The organism is Ruegeria sp. BG9 (assembly GCF_056538305.1).
Genome location: NZ_JBQFSY010000007.1, coordinates 262,660 through 278,229 on the forward strand (window position 1 = coordinate 262,660; position 15,570 = coordinate 278,229).

The 15,570-nt window shown below is 54.1% G+C and carries 15 protein-coding genes; 1 reads left to right on the forward strand and 14 read right to left on the reverse strand.

Going from position 1 to position 15,570, the window contains the following annotated elements; all coding sequences use genetic code 11:
* Genes ACR0I8_RS13970 through ACR0I8_RS13985 form a run of 4 tightly spaced genes read right to left on the reverse strand, consistent with a single transcriptional unit; the run spans position 1 to position 3,957 of the window.
* Positions 1 to 771 carry an SDR family NAD(P)-dependent oxidoreductase gene (locus tag ACR0I8_RS13970; RefSeq protein WP_480526050.1) on the reverse strand — a complete coding sequence of 257 codons (771 nt, stop codon included), beginning with the start codon at positions 769 to 771 and terminating at the stop codon, positions 1 to 3.
* On the reverse strand, positions 768 to 1,766 hold the full coding sequence (locus ACR0I8_RS13975; RefSeq protein WP_480703279.1) for an SDR family oxidoreductase: 999 nt from the start codon (positions 1,764 to 1,766) through the stop codon (positions 768 to 770). Before ACR0I8_RS13975 ends, ACR0I8_RS13970 begins: the two co-directional genes overlap by 4 nt.
* The gene (locus tag ACR0I8_RS13980) at positions 1,703 to 2,605 is read right to left on the reverse strand and encodes a bile acid:sodium symporter family protein (RefSeq protein ID WP_170689148.1); all 903 of its coding nucleotides are present in this window, start codon (positions 2,603 to 2,605) and stop codon (positions 1,703 to 1,705) included. Before ACR0I8_RS13980 ends, ACR0I8_RS13975 begins: the two co-directional genes overlap by 64 nt.
* A complete protein-coding gene (locus tag ACR0I8_RS13985; protein WP_170689149.1) occupies positions 2,602 to 3,957 on the reverse strand; it encodes an NAD(P)-binding domain-containing protein in 1,356 nt (451 codons plus the stop codon). The genes ACR0I8_RS13980 and ACR0I8_RS13985 overlap by 4 nt, the downstream gene beginning before the upstream one ends.
* 68 nt (positions 3,958 to 4,025) lie before the next feature.
* Between ACR0I8_RS13985 and ACR0I8_RS13990 the strand changes: the two genes are divergently transcribed.
* Positions 4,026 to 4,694 carry a TetR/AcrR family transcriptional regulator gene (locus tag ACR0I8_RS13990; RefSeq protein ID WP_170689150.1) on the forward strand — a complete coding sequence of 223 codons (669 nt, stop codon included), beginning with the start codon at positions 4,026 to 4,028 and terminating at the stop codon, positions 4,692 to 4,694.
* A gap of 314 nt (positions 4,695 to 5,008) precedes the next feature.
* On the opposite strand, the gene ACR0I8_RS13995 is transcribed toward ACR0I8_RS13990, so the two are convergent.
* The 10 genes from ACR0I8_RS13995 to ACR0I8_RS14040 all read right to left on the reverse strand — a co-directional run bounded on the left by ACR0I8_RS13995 (position 5,009) and on the right by ACR0I8_RS14040 (position 15,457).
* Positions 5,009 to 5,968 carry a glutaminase gene (locus ACR0I8_RS13995; RefSeq protein WP_170689151.1) on the reverse strand — a complete coding sequence of 320 codons (960 nt, stop codon included), beginning with the start codon at positions 5,966 to 5,968 and terminating at the stop codon, positions 5,009 to 5,011.
* Positions 5,946 to 7,385 carry an alanine/glycine:cation symporter family protein gene (locus tag ACR0I8_RS14000; protein ID WP_170689152.1) on the reverse strand — a complete coding sequence of 480 codons (1,440 nt, stop codon included), beginning with the start codon at positions 7,383 to 7,385 and terminating at the stop codon, positions 5,946 to 5,948. Before ACR0I8_RS14000 ends, ACR0I8_RS13995 begins: the two co-directional genes overlap by 23 nt.
* 969 nt (positions 7,386 to 8,354) lie before the next feature.
* On the reverse strand, positions 8,355 to 10,109 hold the full coding sequence (locus ACR0I8_RS14005) for a SulP family inorganic anion transporter (protein ID WP_480703282.1): 1,755 nt from the start codon (positions 10,107 to 10,109) through the stop codon (positions 8,355 to 8,357).
* A gap of 23 nt (positions 10,110 to 10,132) precedes the next feature.
* Complete coding sequence (locus tag ACR0I8_RS14010; protein ID WP_170689153.1) at positions 10,133 to 11,812, reverse strand: bifunctional protein tyrosine phosphatase family protein/NAD(P)/FAD-dependent oxidoreductase; 1,680 nt, start codon at positions 11,810 to 11,812, stop codon at positions 10,133 to 10,135.
* A 21-nt stretch (positions 11,813 to 11,833) separates the two neighbouring features.
* Positions 11,834 to 12,718 (reverse strand): MBL fold metallo-hydrolase, encoded by an 885-nt coding sequence (locus ACR0I8_RS14015; RefSeq protein ID WP_170689154.1) that lies wholly within the window; start codon positions 12,716 to 12,718, stop codon positions 11,834 to 11,836.
* A gap of 24 nt (positions 12,719 to 12,742) precedes the next feature.
* Entirely contained in the window at positions 12,743 to 13,180 is a 438-nt protein-coding gene (locus ACR0I8_RS14020; RefSeq protein ID WP_170681112.1) for a DUF6691 family protein, read from the reverse strand.
* Between the two features lie 3 nt (positions 13,181 to 13,183).
* Positions 13,184 to 13,618 (reverse strand): YeeE/YedE thiosulfate transporter family protein, encoded by a 435-nt coding sequence (locus ACR0I8_RS14025; protein WP_170689155.1) that lies wholly within the window; start codon positions 13,616 to 13,618, stop codon positions 13,184 to 13,186.
* Positions 13,618 to 13,827: a YgaP family membrane protein gene (locus tag ACR0I8_RS14030; protein ID WP_170689156.1), complete on the reverse strand. Its 210-nt coding sequence runs from the start codon at positions 13,825 to 13,827 to the stop codon at positions 13,618 to 13,620. Before ACR0I8_RS14030 ends, ACR0I8_RS14025 begins: the two co-directional genes overlap by 1 nt.
* Positions 13,828 to 13,929: 102 nt before the next feature.
* Complete coding sequence (locus tag ACR0I8_RS14035) at positions 13,930 to 14,604, reverse strand: Crp/Fnr family transcriptional regulator (protein WP_170689157.1); 675 nt, start codon at positions 14,602 to 14,604, stop codon at positions 13,930 to 13,932.
* Positions 14,605 to 14,797: 193 nt separating this feature from the next.
* A complete protein-coding gene (locus ACR0I8_RS14040) occupies positions 14,798 to 15,457 on the reverse strand; it encodes a GntR family transcriptional regulator (RefSeq protein WP_170378222.1) in 660 nt (219 codons plus the stop codon).
* Positions 15,458 to 15,570: the final 113 nt, after the last annotated feature.

Consider the following 15,570-nt stretch of genomic DNA (forward strand, 5'->3'; position numbering starts at 1 on the left):
CTAACTCCTTCCAATTGTGCGCATCATTTGGCGGAAGAAGAGCGTTGGAGCTAGCCGGTTCATGACGTTCGATAGAGTTGCAACTCGACCAACGGGCACAAATGCTTTTCGGTTTCGAGACCCGCGGAGAATGATCTGGGCTGCGTCTTGTGGCGTCATATAGTCAACACCGTCAGTTGCGGAACCCGGACGGGCGAAACCCTTAGTATCTTTTTCGGTTTGCCCAATGTTCGTTGCAACAAAGGAAGGTGCGGCAATCGTAACGGACACGCCGTGACAGGTTTCCTCGGCTCTCAGAGACTTAAAAAACCCTTCCATTGCGTGCTTGCTGGCGGCGTAGGCCGTTCTACGAAAAAGCGGTGCAAATCCCGCGACTGATGAGATCGCCAGATGCGTTCCCTTGGACTTTCTTAGTGGAAGTAAGAAGTGCCGAGCGCACTCAATTGCAGAAAAATAGTTGATCTCAAAAAGGTCGCGATGGGAGTTCATGTCACTGTCGGCAAATGCAGAGATTTGTGTGACCCCTGCGTTGTAAACAACCATGTCAATTGAAGGTCTATCCTTCAAAATCTGAGTGCATATATCTGCGCACTGTTTAGGTTTTGTGAGGTCACAAGCGTAGAGACTTAGATCTTCGTCATTCACCAAAGCGTCCAGGCGCGGACCTGGCAGGTCAATGATAGCGGTATGCCAACCTTGTTCTCGCAATGCTTCAGATAAAGCTTGTCCCAGGCCGCCAGCACCACCAGTTATGACTGCAGTTCTTTTCACTTCGCGTGCTCCCACCAGAGCTCAAATGCTTCGGCGCTTGAGTATTTGGGTTGATAGCCGAACTTCACCTTGAGTGCAGTGTTGTCCAGCACTGGCCGAAACTGCAAAAAGCGAACTTGTTCAGGACCATAGCGAGAAAGTCCAACGGGCCGGGCCACGGCCAGTACCATCTTGACCAACTTTGGCGGCAACCAGCGCACAGTCTTGCCCATGGCCTTGGCGATTTGGGAAACAGTAAGCGCACCGTCGCCAGAGACGTTGAAAATGCCCGTAGGCCCGTTTGTCGATGCGCGCAGCAGTATTTCTGCCAGGTCCTTGTCCCATATGAAGACAAAGGGGCTCTCAGAACCTTTCAGCCCAAGTAGGCGAGGCTTTTGGAACAGAGACGTTATCTGGTTCTCGATATGGTTCCCGAGAACCGTCCCAACCCTCAATACGACTTGCTCTAATTCCGGGGCTGTTTTTCTCGCGTCTGCCAGCATCTCCTCGACCAGTCTTTTGTGCCAAGAATACGCGAATTCCCGATTGCCGCGAATTGCGTCCGTTTCTCGCAATAGCGCAGGATTGTCGGCGTGATAGCCATAGGCCGCGCCAGAGGACGTAACGACCAGTCGCTGTACTCCCGCGGAAATGGCGGCATCAAGAACTCTGCGCGTACCTTCAACATCAACTTGGTACTCAAAGTCCCGCGTTGTGTCTGGCCCGGGGGTTACGATCGAAGCAAGATGCACGACCGTGTCGGGGCGTTCTGACATGATGACGTCGTGTGGGTCGCTACTGGTCACATCCATCTTTAAAAACCGCGCGTTAGGCGGCAATTTTGCTGGTTCTCGGATGTCCGTGGCTATGACGGCATAGTTGTCTTTCTGCGCCAAGCGACTTAGTAACGCTGTTCCGACTGCACCTGCAGCGCCAGTGATGAGAAGGCGTTTCATGCCGGAATCTCCCGCCTTGCGAAGAAGCCCGCAAGAACCAATCCAGAAATCGCGTGCCATATGCCCCACAAAGCAGCGGCAACAGCCATACCTCCCATCCCTCCAAAAAACGCGAAGATCAGGATGAGCCCCAGTCCTGAATTCTGAATACCTGTTTCAATGGTAACTGAACGGCGATCCCGCTCGGACAGCCCAGCGATTGTCGCCGTTGTGTACCCGCTAAGGAATGCCAGCGTATTGTGGACAATGACGAGACCTATGACGGCTCCGGCAACCTGAAGAAAATTCGCCCAATTGGCAGCCAGCGCAAGCACAATGAAGGCAATAAAGATGGCCATTGAGAGCCATTGCATTGGGCGGCGGATGCGATCAGCTAATGGTTTTAACCGCGCGTTTACTAGCATTCCCAGGACCAATGGTAGGATCAGCATGAACCCGACCGTTATTGCGACGGCGACTGGGTCGATTTCAGTGCGCTGCAGGATCTCGCGCGTCGGGCCATAAAGGTTACCCCAAAATGCAATGTTTGCCGGTGTTACGACGATGGCTCCGACCGTCGCGAAAGCGGTCATTGAAACTGATAGCGCCACATTCCCTTTCGCCCGATGGGTCATGAAATTTGATATGTTCCCACCAGGGCACGCAGCAACGAGGATAAGGCCCATCGCAACAGATGGCATCGGCCGCAGTGCGACAATCATTAGAAAAGTTAGCGCTGGAAGTACCAGAAACTGCGACACAAGACCAACAATGAGGGGCTTGGGTGCACCTGCAATGCGTCGAAAGTCGTCCGTACGCAAATCCAGCGCGATCGAGAACATGACGATCGCTAGGATGGCATTGAGAACTCTAAGATTTCCGGCATCAAAATTCAGCGCGACCTGATCTATTCCGTTCATGCTTGGGCCGCCTTGAGTGCTGCGATTTGACCCGTTACCTCTCTCCGATAGGTCGCTTTGTCCACGTAGTAGGCCATGCGCGGAAGGTCGATGTAGTTCATTCCTCCTGTTGCTCTCTCATATCCATCGGACTTGGTGGAGCGGATTGCCTGCGCCGCAGAATTGCCGGACCGCAATCCAGCTATGTAACGAGCGACCATTTCGGCCTGCTCATGACGTCCTTGCCAGCCCAACCCCGATGCTTCAACCATGCCAAGAACAAACAGGTCATCTCGTTCTGGGTGCATGCAATTTAGGTAGAGGTGAGGCGCGGAACCCCTCCAATTCAGATGTTTCTTTTCGATGAATGGGTAGTGCAATTTGTACCCGGTCGCGGCCAGTATCATGTCGTATTCAGCCGAGGTCCCATCGCGGAAATGAACGGTTTTGCCGTCCAAACGCTCAATATCCGGACGGACCTTCAGGTCGCCATGACCCGCGTGGAACAAAATGAGGGAATTGACCACTGGATGTGACTCGTAAAGAGCGTAGTCCGGTTTCGGAAACCCGTATTTTTGCGGATCACCGACAAACCATTTCAGGATCGCGCCATCGACTTTTCGCTTCAGCCACATGGGCAGGCGGATCTTGCCCCCCATTGTGTCGGCAGGGACTCCGAAGACATATTTGGGAACAAAGTAGTACCCGCGGCGCATAGAAAGGTCGCAAGAAACGCCATGGTGAATGGCATCGACTGCGATGTCGCAACCGGAGTTTCCCGCACCAACAACCAGAATGCGCTTACCGGCAAATTGGGTGGGATAGCGGTACTCGGACGCATGGATGAGCTCACCTGTGAATTCACCCTGGAAATCTGGCATGTTCGGTTCCGACAGCGTACCGTTGGCAATCATTAACCCTGCGAAGTTTTGGATATGATGGGTGCCGGTCTTGCCTCGCCAGGTGATTTCCCATCCGCCGCGTTCCAATGGTTCGGTCTTGAGAACTTCAGCTCCGAAATGAAAGTGCTGATAAAGGTCAAACGCTTTTGAGAAGTCTTGGAAATATGCCTTCATTTCGCGATGTGACGGATATTCTGCCGTATCCTCTAGCATCGGGAAATCGGTGAATTCCGTCATGCGCTTGGAAGAAATGAGATGGGCGGTCTCGTACATCGTGGACCGAGGTGCATCGATGTTCCACAGACCACCCACATCATCGGCCAGTTCAAATCCTTGAAATGGCACTCCCTGCTCGACAAGCGTCTTTGCCATTGCAAGGCCCATTGGCCCCGCACCGATCAAAGCAAAACACTCTTCGGGGCGGGCCTTTGCCTCAACCAGCTGGCCCGCTCTCACCTGCGCCTGTTCCATTCGCGTCTCCTCCTGCGACAGTATTTATCTTGAACGAACGTTCTAAATAAGGCAAACTGGTTTTTGAGATGCCACAACATGCTGTAAAAGAAAGAAAAAGAGCTCCGTCGCAGCGATCCGTCGCCGCGAGAGAACGAATCTTCGACGCTGCAGAACAGGTTTTTGCCGAGAGGGGATTCGAGGGCGCTTCAATTCGAGACATTGCTGAACGCGCAGGGGTTCAGAAAGCCAACGTGAATTTTCACGGGGGTCCTAAAGAAGAGTTGTTCGAGCGCATAGTGGCGCGTCGAGCTTCGGAACTCTCTGAAGAGCGACTCTCTAGAATTGAATTGTTGGACGCACAGTCGGACTGGAGTGTCGGTGATTTGTTGTCAGCCTTCATGCTGCCGCTCGTTTCGCGAGCCTTTAGTGGAGATCCTCAGTGGCTTGCATATGCTCGAATAGTGGCGATTGTCTCAGCTGATACGCGGTGGAGAGAATTGGCTCAAACACACTTTGATCCTGTAGCCATGAGGGTTGTAGAAAAGCTGTGCTCAAGACACCCTGAGGCTAGTCCAGAACGAGTTGCGGGTGCGTTGGTGTTTGCCGTGTCTTCAATGCTCGCCTTGTGTACGTCGCAGTGGCGAATTTTGGCTCTAAGCGGAAACATTGGCCAGGCGGATCGCGAGAGCATGACCTTGAACCTTTTGAGTTTCTGTGAGGCAGGCTTAATAGGCAGTTTGAAGAAAACGCAGTGATTGACAGCGGCGCTTCGGTCTTGTCAGAAGATCTGGCTAAGGCCTCATATCCGTTGGGTAACAAGTCGCGCGAGTTGATTGCCGAGAAGATACCCTTGGAGCAGTCTTGTCAGAAGAACTTGGTTTGAGGCGGGTAGGGGGCTTTCTAAGCTTCTATCCATGAAAAGATGATCGCCGCTCAAAGTGCTGTAAACCTATTCTCGGATCACTCGTGTGACAGCGCCGCCACCCATTCCGGTCTGACGTCAGTTGTGTTCTATGCCGGTCATTGAAGCGCAACACAATTTATTTGAACCCGGTTCCCACAATCCGGGTTAAACACTTGGTCCGAAGATGGACCACCCTGTGGCGCGTACCAGTTCTTGAAATGCGATTGTTGCCAAATGGGAATTGCCTTTTTGATCGAGCCCGGGGCTCCAGGCGACAACAGATGCGATACCAGGTACAATGCACAGGATTCCGCCGCCAACACCGCTTTTCGCTGGAAGGCCAACTCGGAAGGCAAATTCGCCCGAAGCATCGTAGGATCCACACATCATCATGAGCGCAGTAACTCTTCTTGCTCTTTGCGCTGATAATACTGTAGCGCCGGTGGCCGGATTTTGAACCGCCGCCGCAAGAAAACGACCTGCTAGCGCCAACTGTTCGCAAGACATAGCGATGCTACACTGGCGAAAGTAGAGCGACAGAACATCCTCTACGGGAGACTTAAGGTTGCCTTCCGCCTGCATAAAATGGGCAAGCGCACGATTTCTGGAACCGGTTCGGATCTCTGATTCCGCAACCGACACATCAACCTCAATCGAGTTGTCCTCCGAAAGCTCTCGGCACAACGTCAAAAGGTCGTTGATTGCGTCGTCAGCAGAACGGTTTTCGAGCAGAACATCGGCCACTACGATCGCACCGGGGTTGATAAACGGGTTCCTTGGAATTCCGCGCTCGTGTTCAAGCTGAACGATCGAATTGAACGGATCGCCGGAAGGTTCTCGGCCAACTCTTTGCCACAAGGTGGCGCCAACCTGTTGCAGCGCCAAAGTAAGCGAAAACACTTTTGAGATGCTTTGGATTGAAAACAGCGTGCCCGCGTCCCCAGCAGACACGAGCGGACCGTTGATGGGTGCAATGGCAATGCCGAATTGGTTCAGATCAACTGTTGCGAGTTCTGGAATATACTTTGCTACCTTCCCCCTTTCGGACATGCCGGCAATGCGATCTGCAATGTCGTCCAAGACTTCCTGAAGCCTTTCGCTTTCAGTGGTTTTGAGTGTCGGCATGGATCTCCTCCGTCCAGACAGTGTGATCTACGCCCTTGCTAAGCTCGGGAAATTTGCTTGCGACAAAGCGAGGTTCAAGGTTTTGTCGGCGTTGCGAGAAATAATCCACCGTTAGTTTGTAGACGGTGCCAGAGAGCAGCACTATCGCAACCAAATTGATGGTCGCCATTATTCCCATGGCCGCATCCGCGAAATTGAACACTGTGGCAACAGCTTGCACTGCGCCCCAGACAACCATTGAAAGGCAACCCAATCGCAAGATGTAAATCGGTAATTTGCCTTCCAATTTTAGGAACGTCATCGCGTTTTCGGCATATGAGTAGTTGCCAAGTATGGATGTGAAACCAAAGAAGACGATGGCAATCGCGATAAAGTGGCGGCCTATTTCGCCGAGATGGACCGCCGCGGCGTCTTGAGTCAGTCGCATTCCGGTAGGTCCATCAATTTCGATTGCGCCCGACAGAAGAATAAGCAGTGCAGTTGCCGTTGCGACCAAAATCGTATCCACAAAACACCCAAATGCCTGAACGAAACCTTGGCTGGAAGGGTGGTGGGGATCAGGTGTAGCAACCGCCGCAATGTTTGGTGCCGAGCCCATGCCCGCTTCGTTTGAGAAAAGTCCCCGTTTGATGCCGTTAAGTGCAGCAGCCATGACGCCTCCTGTCACGCCTCCGGCAGCTTCCTGAAGGCCAAATGCACCTGCAACAATCGACCACAACATAGCAGGTACTTCGGAAATGTTCAGGACTACGACAATACAGGCAAGCAAGAGGTAGAGACCTGCCATGAGCGGTACAACGATCTCTGCAAACTTTGCGATGGTTCTTATTCCACCGAATATGACTACCGCTGCGGCTGCGGCCAGCGCTATGCCAACCACCAATTTGTTTAGCCCGAACGCGCCCTCGAAAGCTTCAGCAATCGAGTTGGATTGGACTGCGACAAAAACCAAACCAAAGCTGACAATCAGGCAGATCGAGAAAATGACCCCAGCCCAAGGCGCGTTCAAGGCGTTGGCCATGTAGAACGCAGGACCTCCCCTGAACCTTCCGTTGGAAGATGTGACTTTGTAGAGTTGGGCCAAAGTACTTTCGGAATAGGCGGTGGCCATTCCAACCAATGCCACGATCCACATCCAAAAGATTGCGCCCGGACCTCCCAAGGTCAGAGCTACCGCTACGCCAGCAAGGTTTCCAGTGCCGACGCGTGAGGCTAAACTTACTGTCAGCGCTTGAAAAGGAGTAATACCTCTTTTGTCCGTGCTCTTCGCAGACGTCAGGACGCGCAACATTTCCCCAAAATGGAGAAACTGAAGCGCACCGAGTCGAATTGTAAAAAAGATACCGGTCCCAAGAAGACCGTAGATCAATACGTAGTTCCAAAGAACCGTGTTTATGCCGTTAACCAATATTTCCAAAGCGCGCCCCTTGAGAATTCAAGCACTTCCAGGAAGGCAAAAAAGAGTCTGCCTATTTTTTTATCATGCACGAAGATGCGGCGGTTGTCAGGAATATGCTGCGAAGAATCTTTAAACGCTTGGCGCTCGCGTCATTGAAGTTGTGCCACAAACACATGATGACATATGAGCAGGACGGTGCGCATGGCAGAGTCTGAGCCATCTTGATTTGAATTGTACTTGTCGAAAACGTCCTCAGTGACAACGACGATCCTCTTAACCTCGCCGCAAGGGAGCGGACACCTGCGCAGCAGCAGTGAACTGTCGCTTTATCCAACTGATCCCGTATTCGTCTGACCGCAGATCTTGCGCCCGCAGGGAATGGCCAGTTTAACGGGCCGCAGCGCAGTGACGGAAGGGTATTCTGCCGATAAACCAAGTCCTAGCAGGGCACACAGCGTCTGTTTCCAGGTTGCGAAGAGGCTCATTGGCTTTCTGTTCGACGTAGGCTTAAAGCGCTTGAACCGCCGAAAGATTCAAAAAAACAAAAACTTTCAGGTGTCGAATTCAATGAGAAGGAGACGCAATAACTAAATCCCATTATTTATGTACACCGACAAAAGCGAGATTTCTCCATTTTCTTCGTGTAATCATGATTATGTTGAAAACCGGTTTATTCCCCCAGGATACATACAAGTCGCGGTTTCACTAGTCTTGGCTAGAAGATTGCATATTGGCCGGATGCTTACACTTGGGATATTCGTTACTATGACCCAAACGGGCGTTTTACAGATGCCAAAGGCAGGTTTCGTCGCAAAAGAATTGTTGGAGGAACTGACGAACTGTTGTCCATTTCAAAAAAGGATATGGGAATACGCCTACTGTAAGTTGAGCGGAGACACCCCCGTCAGAGGATTCGTTACTGCCATTTATCACTCGCTATACAGGGCTTAAGCGCCGCACTTCAATCGGAAGTTAAGCCTGACAATTCTAAAGCTTCGAGCGGTTTCGGACTGTCTCAACAACTTTGTCTTGCGCGCCGACCGTGATCCAAGCCTCATATTGCGATAGAAATATCAGACCGTTCAACTGTTCAAGGAAATGAGATCGCTTCAGTCTGTCCATGACCGGCCCCTTGACCTCAGACAGATGTAGACCGACGCCGATATCTGATAGACGGTGGTTGATCGCCTCAAGACTTTCCAACGCGGAGTAGTCAACTTCGTTCACCGCAGAAAACATCAAGATCACATGACTGACATTGCTTCCTTCAGGCACACGGTGCTGGATCAGATCTTCCAGAAACCGCGCGTTGACGAAATACAGGCTTTCATCCACGCGCAACGTCACTATGGACGGGATCGTTTCAACTTCGTGTCGTCGAATGTTGCGGAAATGCTGGGTGCCGGGCACAAGCCCCACCTCGGCCACATGCGGGCGCGAAGTCTTGTAAAGGTGCAGCAGGATCGAGGTTACCACGCCCGAGGCAACCCCCACCTCGACCCCCAACCCCAACGTAAGGCCAATGGTGGCGGCGACCGCTACAAAATCTGCGCGAGAATAGACCCATGTCTTTTTCAGAACTGAAAAATCCACAAGACTTAGGACGGCAACAATGATCGTCGCGGCCAAAGTGGCCTTGGGCAGGAAGTAGACTAACGGGGTCAGTGCAAAGGCGGCGATGGCTAGCCCTACGGCAGTGAATGCACCGGCAGCCGGTGTTTCCGCTCCGGCATCAAAATTGACAACCGAACGCGCAAACCCACCCGTAACCGGATAGCCCCCAGTAAACGCTGCCCCCAGATTGGCTGCGCCCAAACCGATCAACTCCTGATCCGGATCAATCCGCTGGCGTTTCTTTGCGGCCAGTGTCTGCGCGACCGAGACACTTTCAACAAATCCGATGATCGAAATCAGAACCGCAGGAGCGATCAGCTCTCCTACAAGATCAAGGGAAAGGTCAGGCATTGTGAACGGAGGCAAGCCCTGTGGCACCGTCCCTACAATCTGCACCCCTTGAGCATTCAGACCCAAAGCCCAGACGGTAACAGTTGTGGCGACCACGGCGGCGACAGGCCCGGCTTTCGTCAGAATGTTGGCAAGAACCGGCCCTGCCCCCAAGAACCCAAGAAAATGTTTGAGGTGCTTGCGCACCCAGAACAAAAAGCCGGTGGCAAGGCTGCCGATTGCCAGCGTCCCCCAATTTGTCTCGGGTAAATGCGCAAGGATTGATCCGATCATTTCAGGCAGTGTGTGCCCATGCGCATCGACACCCAGAATGTGCCTGAGCTGACTGGTCGCAATCAAAACGCCGGAGGCTGTGATAAACCCGGCAATCACTGGGTGGCTGAGGAAATTGGCCATGAACCCCAACCGCATCAAGCCCATAAGCACCAGAAACGCGCCAGACAGAAAGGCCAAGGTCAGCGCTGCGACGGCATAGCCTGCTGTGCCCTGCTCGGCCACCTGCCCGATCGCGGTGGCGGTCAAAAGCGACACAACGGCCACCGGCCCGACCGCCAGCGCGCGGCTTGTGCCGAAGATCGCATAAAGCACAATCGGAACAATCGACGCGTAGATGCCGGCCTCGGGAGGCAATCCCGCCAACAGAGCGTAAGCAAGCGATTGCGGGATCAGCATGATCGTCACGATCAAGGCTGCAATCAGGTCGTTGGAAAATGTGCCGCGCGTATAACCTTGACCCCATTCCAGAACAGGGACAAACCGGCGAAGATGGTTGATCATCTGAGGTCTTCCGATGCGTAGGGCTATTCCGGGGCCACGTTCAGCTTTTCAGGCCGCGCCATCCATTCCTTGCCGCGTAGCATTGCCTTCCAATAGATCGGCGGCAGCAGGCTTTCCTTTAGAAACCACGCCAAACGACTGGGTTTCGTGCCATCTATAAGAAAACGCGGAAAACTGGGCTTGAGAGCTCCACCATAGCCAAACTCGGCCAATACGATCTTGCCGCGTTCGACGGTCAGCGGGCACGAGCCATAACCGTCATATTGCGCCGTGGCAGACCGACCTACGATGTCAGCCACGATGTTGTCGGCCACGGTTGGCGCCTGCTTGCGTGCTGCCGCCGCTGTTTTGGCATTCGGTGCATTCATTACATCACCCAAGGACCATATATTGTCATAGCTCTTGTGCCTAAGCGTGGCCTGATCGACATCGACCCACCCCGCGGCATCCGCAAGCGGCGACACCCGCACGAAATCTGGCGCGGTCTGCGGTGGGCAGACATGGATCAAGTCGAAGGACACTTCGACCTTGCCCTGTTCACTATCTGGTTGGGTCACCTCGAACACCGCCGTCTTTGCGGGACCGTCGATTGCAACGAGGTTGTGGAAGAAGTTCAACGAAGCGTCGTATTTTTCTACATAGCGCTCCAGCGCCGGGACGTAGTCTTTGACGCCGAATAGCACTCCGCCCGCGTTCATGAATTGGATGTCAATGTTACTCAATACGCCCCGCCGAGACCACGCATCGCCGGACAGGTACATGGCCTTTTGCGGCGCACCGGCACATTTGATTGGCATCGGTGGCTGGGTAAAAATTGCCCTGCCCTTTTGCATCTCACGCACCAACTGCCACGTATATGGTGCAAGATCATAGCGATAGTTCGAGGTTACACCGTTGCGGCCAAGAGTTTCCTCTAGCCCCTCGACCTTGCCCCAATCCAGCTTCAGACCCGGGCAGACGACAAGTCGGTCGTATTTCACCACTCGGCAACCATCCAAAACGACGGCGTTGCTTTCCGGCTCAAACGCGGCGACGGCCGCCTTGATCCAATGCACGCCTTTGGGGATCAGACTGCCCATGGTCTTGGCCGTCGTCTGGGCATCAAAGATACCGCCGCCCACCATGGTCCAACCGGGCTGGTAGTAGTGAACATCTGCCGGATCAATGACAGCAATATCCAGACCGGGTTGCCTCGATTTCAGACTGGCAGCGACCGAGATCCCCCCTGCCCCCGCGCCGACAATAACAACCTGAAAATGGGCGTCGCCCGTATCTGTTGGGGTCTTGCCGCCATTTGCGATCCGGCGGGCCACGCCGTTCATGTCGTAGCCCGCTGCCTTGGTGGCTGTCAGGATTTCGGCAATCGGCCGTTTCATAGCCTCATGAAAAGACCATAGCGTGGCCGAGCGAGTCCCGGTGCGACAATATGCAAACACCGGGCGTTGCAGGTCCTCAAGCGCTGCGCCAAACGCCTCGACATCCTGATCTTTCACCATGCCTGATTGCACGGGAACATAGCGGGCCTCGATCCCTGCGGCCTTGGCAGCGGCGGCGATTTCCTTGAACGAGGGCTGATCCACCCCTTCGCCATCCGGCCGATTGCAGATGATCGCGCGGAAACCTTGCGCAGCGATTGTCCCGACATCCTCGACCGAGATCTGAGGGCTGGCGGTGAATTTGGGTGATATCGTGCGAAACTCCATCTCTGCTCTCCTTCTGGCCCTTTAGAGGGCGTTTACAGGCACTTTGAGCATCGAGTTGCCGTCGGGATCCTTGGGCACAACGCCTGCTCTCATGTTGACCTGCAGTGAAGGGATAATGAGGTTTGGCATCGCCAGCGTTGCATCACGTTCGGTGCGGAACTTGACGAATTCTTCCTTTGTCTTGCCGCCGCCAACATGGATATTGTGGGCCTTTTCCTCGGCTACGCTGGTTTCCCAGGCAATATCGCGCCCGTTCGGCCCATAGTCGTGGCACATGAACAGACGCGTCTCATCCGGCAATGCCAGAACTTTCTGGATCGAGTCGTACAGAACGCCCGCGTCGCCGCCCGGAAAATCGGCCCGGGCGGAGCCGCCATCGGGCATGAAAAGCGTATCCCCAACAAAGGCCGCATCTCCCATGACATGAACCATACAGGCTGGCGTGTGTCCGGGTGTGTACATGGCGCAGGCCTGCATATTCCCAATCATATAGGTGTCGCCATCTTCGAACAGCGTATCGAATTGCGAGCCGTCTCGTTGGAACTCGGTTCCTTCGTTAAAGACCTTGCCGAACGTGTCCTGCACTATGGTGATTTTGGAGCCGACCCCGATCTTGCCACCGAGTTTTTCCTGAATATACGGCGCGGCGGACAGATGATCGGCATGCACATGGGTTTCGATAATCCACTCCAGCTGAAGGCACCTGTCGATCACAGTTCGGATCAGTTCATCCGCGTGGTCGAAAGTGATACGCCCGGCCGCGTAGTCGATACCCATGACACTGTCGACGATCGCGCAAGCGCTCGAATCCGGGTCTTTCACGATGTAGCTGATCGTGTTCGTTGCAGCGTCAAAGAACGCAAATACGTCTGGCTTGATCGCCATGTTTACGGGGTAAGTGGCCATATCTTGTCTCCTCCGGTTCTCAATTCAGGTATCTGTTTGCAAATCAGGAGCCAGCGCCGCCTGCAGGCCCTTGGCGAGGGAAATGCCCACAATCAAGGCACCGACGAAAGCAAAGACCTCCCATCGGCCCGTGCCCAGTGCGGGCAATGCGCCGCCGGGGCAGAATCCGGCGATGCCCCAACCGATGCCGAACAAGGCGGACCCACCGACGAGCTTGACGTCGATCTTTCGCGCCGATGGCAAATGAAACGCAGGTTCAAGCACGGGTGCGGCGCGGCCGAAGACCATCTTGTAGCCGACAAAGGTGGTTATCAGTGCACCTCCCATGACAAAGATCAGGGACGGGTCCCAGGCACCAAACAGGTCGAAGAAATTCAGCACCTTGGCTGGGTTCGCCATGCCGGAAAGCGAGATTCCAACACCAAAGACCAGACCGATCAAATAGGTTGAGATGAGTTTCACGCTTTATCCTCCGAAAACGTGGCGTGTGACGAAAACGGTGGCAAAGGCGAACAGCATGAACGTTGCTGTGGCTGTGATCGAGCGAACGCTTAGTCTCGCCATTCCACACACACCGTGGCCCGAGGTGCAGCCGCCGCCCAGGGTCACACCGACACCGACAATCACACCGCCCAGAACAAACGCGGCAGTGGAGACCGGCACCTGTACCTGAGGCATCTGCCCAGACACTACCCACACCACCAAGGGGCCGGTTGCCATGCCAGCCAACAACGCAGCGCGCCAAGTAAAATCACTGGACGATGCAGGCCGCAACAGGCCGGCCAAAACTCCGGTTGCCCCCATCACGCGCCCCAACAGCAACATCAGCAGAACCGAGGCCACACCAATCAGAACGCCGCCCGTCAGCGACGCCCAAGGGGTAAATGCTGTCTCGATCATCAGCAGCCCTGACATGTCTTGAGGCCAACGATGCGGTAAAGTGGGCAGTTGCCGACAAAGGCCGTGAGGGTGAACACACCCGCCACGATCAATGCCAGCCAGAACAGGAGTCCAGCCCCCAGCACGCTCGTGCCCAAAGCCATGTATAGAAGCATCGCAGCAATCAGAATGCGCAATGCGCGGTCAAGTTTGCCCATATTTGTGGTCATGTCACACTCCGTCGGGAATCAGTGAGTTGACACTTGCACAGCGCGGATCACAGCTTTGGTGACATGGTCACCAAACGAACCAAACAAATTCAAAGTTTGAAGTCAGACCTCGGGCGTCGCCGATCTTGCCAAGCGTTCTAGCCCCTCACGGTCGGTCAGGCAGACTTCGCCACGCGACTGTTCCACCCAGCCACGGCGTTGGAATTCCGCCAAAGTACGCGAGATCACTTCGCGCGCCGTGCCCAGCTCTGTACCCAACACGGCATGCGTTGCGTGTACGGTCGCGCCTTGCCCTGCCAGCTCTAGCAGCCGAGAAGCCAGCCGTACGTCCATACGCTTGAACACGATATCGTCGATCAAAGTAAAGAGATCGGTGATCCGGCGTGAGTAAGCTGAAAAGACGAACTCGCGAAACACAGGGGATTTCGCAACCAGATCGTCGAACGTTTGTCGCGGGATAGCCACCGCTGAAACGTCTGTCTCGGCAATGCCGTCGGCGGAATAGTCTTCAAAAGCCAGCATACACGCCGTGGTCAGCACACAGCTTTCACCGGCGTGAACACGGTAGAGGAACACCTCGCGCCCGGTCTCAGATTTCTGCTGAACCCGGACGGTTCCCTCCAAAAGAAGCAATAGATTGTCAGCCGTTTGGCCTGGCGCGAATATCTGGGTGCCAGCGGGAACGTTGACGATCTGGCTACCGCTGATCAGATCAGCACGTACAGTATCCGGTAGGCGGTTGAGACCTTTGAACTTATCAATCCATGAGTATTGCATAGCCGATAACCCTACCATTTTGACTGCCGCAGCAATTGTGCCAGAACCGTGTTGTTGTTCAATGCGATATTTTGAATGTGAGGAGAGCAACCGCGTTCTGACCGATGAAACGTGTCACATGGCATTGCCAAGCATTCGCCTACGCCGGAACTGAACTAGGTTGAGTGGTTGCAGGTGGTGAATCCCCGCCCGCTTATCGCTCAGCAGTGTTTTTAAGCGATGCCATCAGGTTGTGGAACTTCTCGCCTTGCACGGCGACATGGGAGCGGAGTGCATTGGCGGTATCGTCTGCCAAGCCGTCCTCAAGTGCGCGAACGATGTCCTGATGTTCGGACATCGACTGCGTCATACGGCCACGAAATCGAAGCTGTTGCCGCCGGAAAGGTTTAAGGCGCCGATGCAGCTTGGAGGCCTCCTGTTCCAGAAACGAATTCCCGGACTGCTTGTAGATAATGCGATGAAACCGTTCGTTTTCGAGGTAGTACGTGTCTGGATCACCAGCATCGACGGCCTGCTGACATCTCGTGTTGGCGTCCGTCAGATCTTTCAGGGCGTCCTCGGATATACGCATGGCGGCAAGTCGGCCGCAGACAGCTTCGAGCTCGGCCATGACCTCGAACATCTCCATCAGTTCGACCGGACCCGGCTGTCGCACAAAAGCACCACGGCGTGGAATGAGATCGACCAAGCCCGACAGCGCAAGTCGTTGAAATGCTTCTCTAAGTGGCGTTCTCGAGACTCCAAACTTTTCGGCCAATTTGACCTCATCCAGACGGTCGCCATCTGAGAATGTACCGTCAAAGATCAACTCTTCCAGTTCCTGGGCGATATTATCGGCAAGTCGTAGGTCCATAGGATTATGTATAGGACTCAATCTACGAAAAATTCAAGAGCAATGATCTTGTATACAAAAACGTTGACTAAAAAACAGAACCGGCTTAAGCATACCCTGACCCCGGTACGCCG